Annotated in this window: 6 protein-coding genes; 4 read left to right on the top strand and 2 right to left on the bottom strand. The window is 63.3% G+C overall.

The genetic code is table 11. From position 1 onward, the window contains the following. Together BLS60_RS13635 and BLS60_RS13630 are read left to right on the top strand one after the other, a co-directional pair. Window positions 1–677: TRAP transporter large permease (locus BLS60_RS13635; RefSeq protein WP_143024600.1), on the top strand; the 677-nt coding region annotated here is incomplete at its 5' end. Between the two features lie 271 nt (window positions 678–948). Then, window positions 949–2,850 (top strand): beta-ketoacyl synthase, encoded by a 1,902-nt coding sequence (locus BLS60_RS13630; protein WP_092368916.1) that lies wholly within the window; start codon window positions 949–951, stop codon window positions 2,848–2,850. A 163-nt stretch (window positions 2,851–3,013) separates the two neighbouring features. Here the strand turns inward: BLS60_RS13630 and cysQ are convergent, their stop codons facing one another. Next, window positions 3,014–3,844, bottom strand: coding sequence for a 3'(2'),5'-bisphosphate nucleotidase CysQ (gene cysQ / locus BLS60_RS13625; RefSeq protein ID WP_092368913.1), 831 nt, complete (start codon window positions 3,842–3,844; stop codon window positions 3,014–3,016). Beyond that, window positions 3,841–4,407: an ADP compounds hydrolase NudE gene (nudE, locus tag BLS60_RS13620; protein ID WP_070880812.1), complete on the bottom strand. Its 567-nt coding sequence runs from the start codon at window positions 4,405–4,407 to the stop codon at window positions 3,841–3,843. Before nudE ends, cysQ begins: the two co-directional genes overlap by 4 nt. 131 nt (window positions 4,408–4,538) lie before the next feature. Here nudE and yrfG point away from each other — a divergent pair, with 131 nt between their 5' ends. Further along, a complete protein-coding gene (yrfG, locus tag BLS60_RS13615) occupies window positions 4,539–5,198 on the top strand; it encodes a GMP/IMP nucleotidase (RefSeq protein WP_092368910.1) in 660 nt (219 codons plus the stop codon). Between the two features lie 340 nt (window positions 5,199–5,538). Further along, window positions 5,539–7,344, top strand: coding sequence for an allophanate hydrolase (gene atzF / locus BLS60_RS13610; protein WP_244153411.1), 1,806 nt, complete (start codon window positions 5,539–5,541; stop codon window positions 7,342–7,344). The last annotated feature ends 241 nt before the right edge of the window (window positions 7,345–7,585 follow it).

Here is a 7,585-nt window from a genome sequence, read left to right as displayed (position 1 = left end):
CCCGCGCCTCGATGAAGGAAGTCCTCGTCGCCGGCCGCAAGGCAGGCTGGGGCTTGCTGCTGATCGTGATCATCCTCGGCGGCATCTACTCGGGCATGTTCACCCCGACCGAAGCGGCTGCCGTGGCGGCCGTTTATGCGGCGTTCGTGGCGATCTTCGTCTACAAGGACATGACCATCCGCGAGTGCCCGAAGGTGATCATCGAGGCCGGCAAGCTGAGCGTGGTGCTGATGTTCATCATCGCCAACGCCATGCTGTTCGCCCACGTGCTGACTACCGAGCAGATCCCGCAGTCGATCACCAGCTGGGTCGTCGAGCAGGGCTTCAGCCCGATCGAGTTCCTGATCGTGGTAAACATCGTGCTGCTGATCGCCGGTACCTTCATGGAGCCGTCGGCGATCATCTTGATCCTGGCGCCGATCCTGTTCCCGATCGCCATGCAGCTGGGCATCGACCCGATCCACCTAGGCATCATCATGGTGGTGAACATGGAGATCGGCCTGATCACGCCGCCAACCGGACTCAACCTGTTCGTTACTTCGGCGGTCACCGGCATGCCGCTGACCCGTGTAGTGCGCGCGGTATCGCCGTGGCTGCTGGTGATGCTGTGCTTCCTGCTCCTGGTCACCTACGTGCCGTTCATCTCGCTCGGCCTGCCGAACTTGTTGGGCATGTAACCGACGCCCGTCATCACGCTCTGCAAACAAGCCCGGCCTCAGTGCCGGGCTTGTTTGTTATCGGCCGATGCATCCGGGTCGTGCTGCCGCTGCCGATAACGGTTAACCTTGTATCAAGTCGTGACTTGCAAGTCATGAATCGCGTCAGCATAGGCATCTCAATAAAGTCGATCTTGCGCCCTTTGCCCGGCAAACCGCGCCCCTCGCCTGGATCCGCTGACCCGACGCGCCCGACCCGCGCGCCGATCTAATTAGTTGAAGGAGTGTCTGCGTGAAGTCTCGTTTGCCTGTGATCGTCGGTTTCGGTGGCTATAACGCCGCTGGCCGCAGCTCTTTCCACCACGGTTTCCGCCGCACGGTGATCGAATCGCTGGACGAACAGGCACGCCGCGAAACCCTCGTCGGCCTCGCCGTGATGAGCAAACTGGTACGTGTAGTCGATGGCGCCTACCAGGACCAGGATGGCGAAGCCCTGTCACCAGCCGAGATCGAAAGCCGCTACGCCAAACAGGTGCTCGCTTCTACCCTGGTTCGGCGCATCGAGAAGCAGCACCTCGACCCCGACGCCGCCCATTGGCACAAGAGCATCGCCCTGAACGGCGAAGGCGGCAGCCTGACCTTCGTCAGCACCCGCAAGCAATTGCCCGAGCCGCTGCCAGCCAACTGGTCGGTCGAAGAACTCGAAGGCAACGACGTGCGCGTCACCCTGCATGACAGCTGTGAATTCAAGGTCGACAGCTACCGCGCCCTGCCGGTGAAGTCCGCGGGGCAACTGCCGACCGGCTTCGAGCCAGGCGAGCTGTACAACTCGCGCTTCCACCCGCGTGGCCTGCAGATGGCCGTGGTTGGCGTCACCGATGCCCTGCGCGCTACTGGTGTGCCGTGGCAGACCATCGTCGACCAGGTTGCGCCGGACGAGATCGCGGTATTCGCCGGCAGTATCATGAGCCAGCTCGACGAGAACGGCTTCGGCGGTCTGATGCAGTCGCGCCTCAAGGGCCACCGCGTCAGCTCCAAGCAGCTGGCCCTGGGCCTGAACACCATGCCTGCGGACTTCATCAACGCCTACGTGCTGGGCAGCGTCGGCACCACCGGCAGCGTCACCGGCGCCTGCGCCACGTTCCTCTACAACCTGCAGAAAGGCATCGAGCAGATCAATGCCGGCAAGGCACGGGTGGTGATCGTCGGCAACAGCGAAGCGCCGATCAACGCCGAGTGCATCGAGGGCTACGGCGCCATGGGCGCACTGGCCACCGAAGACGGCCTGCGCCTGATCGAAGGCGCAGACGAGGTGGACTTCCGCCGCGCCAGCCGCCCGTTCGGTGAAAACTGCGGCTTCACCCTGTCGGAAGCCTGCCAGTTCGTGGTGCTGATGGATGACGAGTTGGCCCTGCAGCTGGGCGCCGATATCCATGGCGCCGCCACCGACGTGTTCATCAACGCCGACGGCTTCAAGAAATCCATTTCCGCGCCAGGGCCGGGCAACTACCTGACCGTGGCCAAGGCCGTAGCCAGCGCCGTGCAACTGCTGGGTGTCGAGGCCGTGCGCCAGCGCAGCTTCGTGCATGCCCACGGCTCCAGCACGCCAGCCAACCGGGTCACCGAATCCGAGCTGCTGGATCGCGTCGCCGCAGCATTCGCCATCGACAGCTGGCCGGTGGCTGCGGTAAAGGCCTTCGTCGGCCACTCCCTGGCCACCGCCAGTGGCGACCAGGTAATCTCCGCGCTGGGCACCTTCAAGTACGGCATCATTCCCGGCATCAAGACCATCGATGCAGTAGCGGCGGATGTGCATCAGCAGCATCTGAGCATCAGCAACGTCGACCGCCACGACCAGCGTATGGATGTGTGTTTCGTCAACTCCAAGGGTTTTGGGGGCAACAACGCCAGCGCTGTGGTGTTGGCCCCTCACGTGGTCGAACGCATGCTGCGCAAGCGCCATGGCGAGGCCGCCTTCAGCGCTTACCAGCAGCGCCGCGAACAGACCCGCGCTACGGCACGTGCCTATGACGAGCAGGCGCTGAAAGGTCAGCTGGATATCATCTACAACTTCGGCAACGACCTGATCGACGACACTGAAATCGATATCGGCAGTGAACAGATCAAAGTGCCGGGCTTCGCCCAGCCGCTGGTGTTCAAGCAGGATGATCGTTACCGCGACATGCTCGACTGATTCAAGCCTGGCCTCCCTGCAGTATGCCTGGGCAATGACTGTAGGAGCGTCACCCTCGGCGCGAACGGTTGCAGCCATACCGCGATTTTCGCGTCGGCCAGACGATTCGCCGCGGGGTCGCGGCTCCTACGATGTTCGGCAAATGGCAGTTGAGGGGGAGGCGCTAATTAACTGGCGTTAGCCGCTTTGCTTCCTCGACCAGCAGCTCACGCCATTCGACATTTGCCGGCAGTGCCAGAAAGAAAGGGTTGAGCAGCGACTCCCGCGCCTCGTAGCGCAGCGGCTCGCCCTGCAGGTTCAGCACCACGCCGCCTGCGCCTTCGAGTACGCCTTGGGCAGCGGCGGTATCCCACTGTGAAGTCGGTGCCAGGCGCGGATAGAAGTCCGCGCTGCCTTCGGCGAGCTGACAGAACTTCAGCGAACTGCCGACACTGATTCGTTCTATATCGCCAAAGCGCGCAACCAGGGCAGCCAGCAACTGCTCCTGTTCGGCGCTGCCATGGCGGCGGCTGGCGACCACAGTGAGGCCGTCAGCCGGGGTCTCTCGCACGGCGATCACCTGCGGCTCGCCACCCACGTCAGCGCGCCAGGCGCCCAGGCCGCTGCCGCCATAATAGATGACGCCCGAGGCGGGAATGCCAACCACACCGAACACCACCTGCCCACGCTCGATCAACGCCACGTTGACGGTGAACTCCTCGCTGTCGGCGATAAACTCCTTGGTGCCGTCGAGCGGGTCGACCAGCCACCAGCGATCCCAGCCCGCCCGTTCGCTCAGGGCGATATCGGCGTCTTCCTCGGACAACACGGGAATGTTCGCGTCGAGCGCCTGCAGGCCGTCGGCCAGCACACGATGGGCCGCCAGATCGGCGGCGGTTACCGGCGAAGCATCGGCCTTTTCGACCACCTGAACACCCTGGCGCCAGAACGGCAGAATCGCGGCACCCGCCTGCTGCACCAGTTCCAGCACGCCTGGCAACAACGGATGGTTCATCGGCTCAGCTCCCCACGCTGCTCCAGCAGATCGCGCACCAGATACAGCGCGGCCAGGGCGCGACCCTCGCTGAACTGCGGATGCTGAATCAAGGCAGACAACTCGCGCAGGCTGACTTTATCCACACGTAGCGGCTCCGGCTCGTCGCCAGGCAGCGTTTGTGGATACAAATCACGGGCCAGCACCACCTGGATCTTCTGACTCATGTAGCCCGGCGACAGGCTCAACTCGGTCAGGTGTTCGAGCCTTCGCGCGCCAAAGCCGGCTTCTTCCTGCAATTCACGATTGGCCGCGTCGAGCACATCTTCATCCGGTTCGATCAGCCCCTTGGGCAGTGAAATTTCGTACTCGCCCGTGCCGCCGCAATACTCCTCGACCAGCAACACATGCTCGTCATCGGCCATGGCCACGATCATCACCGCGCCGTGCCCCGTGCCCCGTCCTACCAGGCGCTCATAGGTGCGCTCGGCACCGTTGCTGAAGCGCAACTGGATTTCCTCGACACGGAACAGGCGGCTGCTGGCGACGATTTCTCGGGCGATGACGGTGGGCTTCTGACGCATGGGGTGAGTCCTGCTGCTGGGCTGACCGGAAGGGTTATCATACCGCGGCTGCCTGGATTGTCTGCCCCAAACGAGCGCATCGATGACTTGCTGCGCCGCTCCCCGTCCACTGATCAGGAAACTGCCCTTCCATGAACCTGCCCTGGCCCGAGATCGACACCGTACTGCTGGACATGGACGGCACCCTGCTCGACCTGCATTTCGATAACCACTTCTGGCTCGAGCACCTGCCGCAGCGCTACGCCGAACACCACGGCATCAGCCGTGCCTTGGCCGATGCGGAGCTGCATCCGCTTTTTACCCAGCACGCCGGCCAGTTGAACTGGTACTGCACGGACTTCTGGAGCCGTGAGCTGAAACTGTCGATCAAGGATCTCAAGCGCGAAGTCGCAGACCTGATCGCCCTGCGCCCGGACGCCGACACCTTTCTCGCGGCCATCCGCCAGGCCGGCAAACAGGTGGTGATGATCACCAACGCCCACCGCGACTCGCTGTCCCTGAAGTTGGAGCGCATCGAACTGGCGCCCTATTTCGACCGTATGATCAGCTCCCACGATTACGGATTCCCCAAGGAAGACGCGCAGTTCTGGTCGGCCCTGCAGCAGGATCTGACGTTCGACCCGGCGCGCAGCCTGTTCATCGACGACAACGTACCCATCCTGCGCAGCGCCCGGCAGTTCGGCGTCCAGCATTTGCTGGCGGTCCATGAACCGGATAGCCGCAAAGGCGCGAAAGACACCGAAGAGTTCGAGGCCGTCAGGGATTATCGGGCGCTATTAAACGGCCTGTAGGTGGCACGAGAGGCTGTTGAAAGGCAGAAGCGGCCGTAGGGTGGATGACGCTCTTTTCATCCACCATTGCGATCGCAGAGCGGTGGACGGGTCGGGCCGCGTAGGTGAGGCGTCGTCCACCCTACGACCGGCCGCTTCCGCCTTTTTCCTGCCGCTTATCTCATCTCGCATCATCGAATTCTCTGCGCACCAAAAGGCTTCACTCCGGCCCTGACTCGGTGCAGAAACACGCTTAAAATCTATTAGCATTAAAATAAAACCATATAAATCAAATACTTAAAAACTGGCACCGCTCTTGCTCTAAAGATTTCAACTTGGATACAAGATGGAATCTCAGAGTATGTCCAGCGCCTCTTTCGCCTTTACCCTCGCCGACTGGCAACAGGCTTACCGCGATGCTGCGCAGCCAGCCGAGTTGCTGCACGCCCTGCTCGCGCAACTGAGCCGTGACGACAACGCCTGGATCTGCTTGGCCAGCACAGCCCAGCTCGACGCCCAGTTGAGTAATCTGCAGACCCTGCTCGACAAGGCCGAAGGCCAGCAGGACAAGCTGCCGCTGTACGGCGTGCCGTTCGCCATCAAGGACAACATCGACGCCGCCGGCTGGGCCACCACCGCCGCCTGCCCCGAATTCGCCTATGAGGCTCAGGCCGACGCCACGGTGGTGGCGCGCCTGCGCGCCGCCGGGGCCATCCTCATCGGCAAGACCAATCTGGACCAGTTCGCCACCGGCCTGGTCGGCACCCGCTCGCCCCACGGCGCAGTCGTCAACAGCTTCGACCCGACCTACGTCAGCGGTGGTTCCAGCTCCGGCTCGGCCAGCGTGGTCGCACGCGGCCTGGTGCCGTTCTCCTTGGGCACCGATACGGCCGGCTCGGGCCGAGTGCCAGCGGGCTTCAACAATATCGTCGGGCTCAAGCCGACCAAGGGCTGGCTACCGAACAGCGGCCTGGTGCCAGCTTGCCGCACGGTCGATTGCATCTCGGTGTTCGCCCTCACGGTCAGCGACGCCGAAACCGTCGCGCGTCTCGCCGGCGGTTACGATGCCGAGGACGCCTACTCGCGCAGCAATCCCAACAGCGCCCCTGTCGGCATGAAGTCCGCACCGACTTTTGCCGTGCCCGACAGCCTGGAGTTCTTTGCCGATACCCAGACCCAGGCCGTGTTCGAGCAAGCGCTGGAGAAACTGCGCGAGCTGGGCGTCACCCTGCAACCCATCGACTTCAGCCCCTTCCGTAAGCTCGCCGAACAGCTGTATTACGGCCCCTGGGTCGCCGAGCGCACCGTCGCCGTGGAGGGCGTGGCGCCGGAGCATCTCGACCCGGTGGTACGCGGTATCGTCGACAGCGGCCACCAATACAGCGCTTGCGACGCCTACAAGGCCGAGTACTTGCGCGCCGAGCTGAGCCGCAAGATCAACGACGCGCTGGCAGGTTTCGACGCGCTGGTAGTGCCGACTTCGCCGACCATTCGCAGCCTCGACGAAATGCGCCAGGAGCCGGTGCTGTTCAACAGCCAGTTCGGCACTTACACCAATTTCACCAACCTCGCCGACCTCTCTGCCCTGGCCGTACCCGCCGGCCTGCGCGACGACGGCCTGCCCGCCGGCATCACCCTGCTCGCCCCCGCCTGGCACGACCTGGCCCTGGCGGCCTTCGGCAAACGCTGGCAGGCCAGCCTGGAGCTGCCACTCGGCGCCACCGGTCGCGCGCTGCCTCCACAAAAGCCGGCCACGGCAGTGCCTGCCGGCAGCGTGCGCGTCGCCGTGGTAGGTGCGCACCTGACCGGCATGCCGCTGAACTTCCAGCTGACCACCCGCAACGCGGTGCTGGTCGAGCAGACCCTGACCTCGCCGGACTATCGCCTCTACGCCCTGGCCGGCACCGTGCCGCCCAAACCGGGCCTGGCGCGTAGCAGCGATGGTACGTCGATCATCGTCGAGCTATGGGACATCCCTCTGGCGCGCTTCGGCGAATTCGTCGCCGAAATCCCCGCGCCTCTGGGTATCGGCAACCTGACCCTGGCGGACGGGCGCAGCGTGAAGGGTTTCATCTGCGAGCCCTGGGCGCTGAGTGATGCACGAGACATCACCAGTTTCGGTGGCTGGCGCGCCTTTATTGCCAGCCAGCAAGCAGCCAAGAACTGAAACCGTAGGGTGGATGGCCGAAGCCATCCACCAACGAACAGCTGGTGGAAAACGCTTCGCGGTTTTCCACCCTACGTTGAGGACACGAACATGTTCCATACCGTACTGATCGCCAACCGTGGTGACCAGCTGCTCAGCAGCGCAGCGACGAAGTCAAATTGCAGGACTGGCGTAGCCCGTCACGGCGATCTCGCCACGGAGAATTGCCATGTTTGAAACAGTATTGATCGCCAACCGTGGT

Origin of the sequence: Phytopseudomonas seleniipraecipitans, assembly GCF_900102335.1 — a bacterium.
Taxonomy (GTDB): Bacteria; Pseudomonadota; Gammaproteobacteria; order Pseudomonadales; family Pseudomonadaceae; genus Aquipseudomonas; species Aquipseudomonas seleniipraecipitans.
The sequence above is the reverse complement of the archived record's forward strand: the minus strand, read 5'-3'. Positions and strand labels throughout refer to the sequence as shown.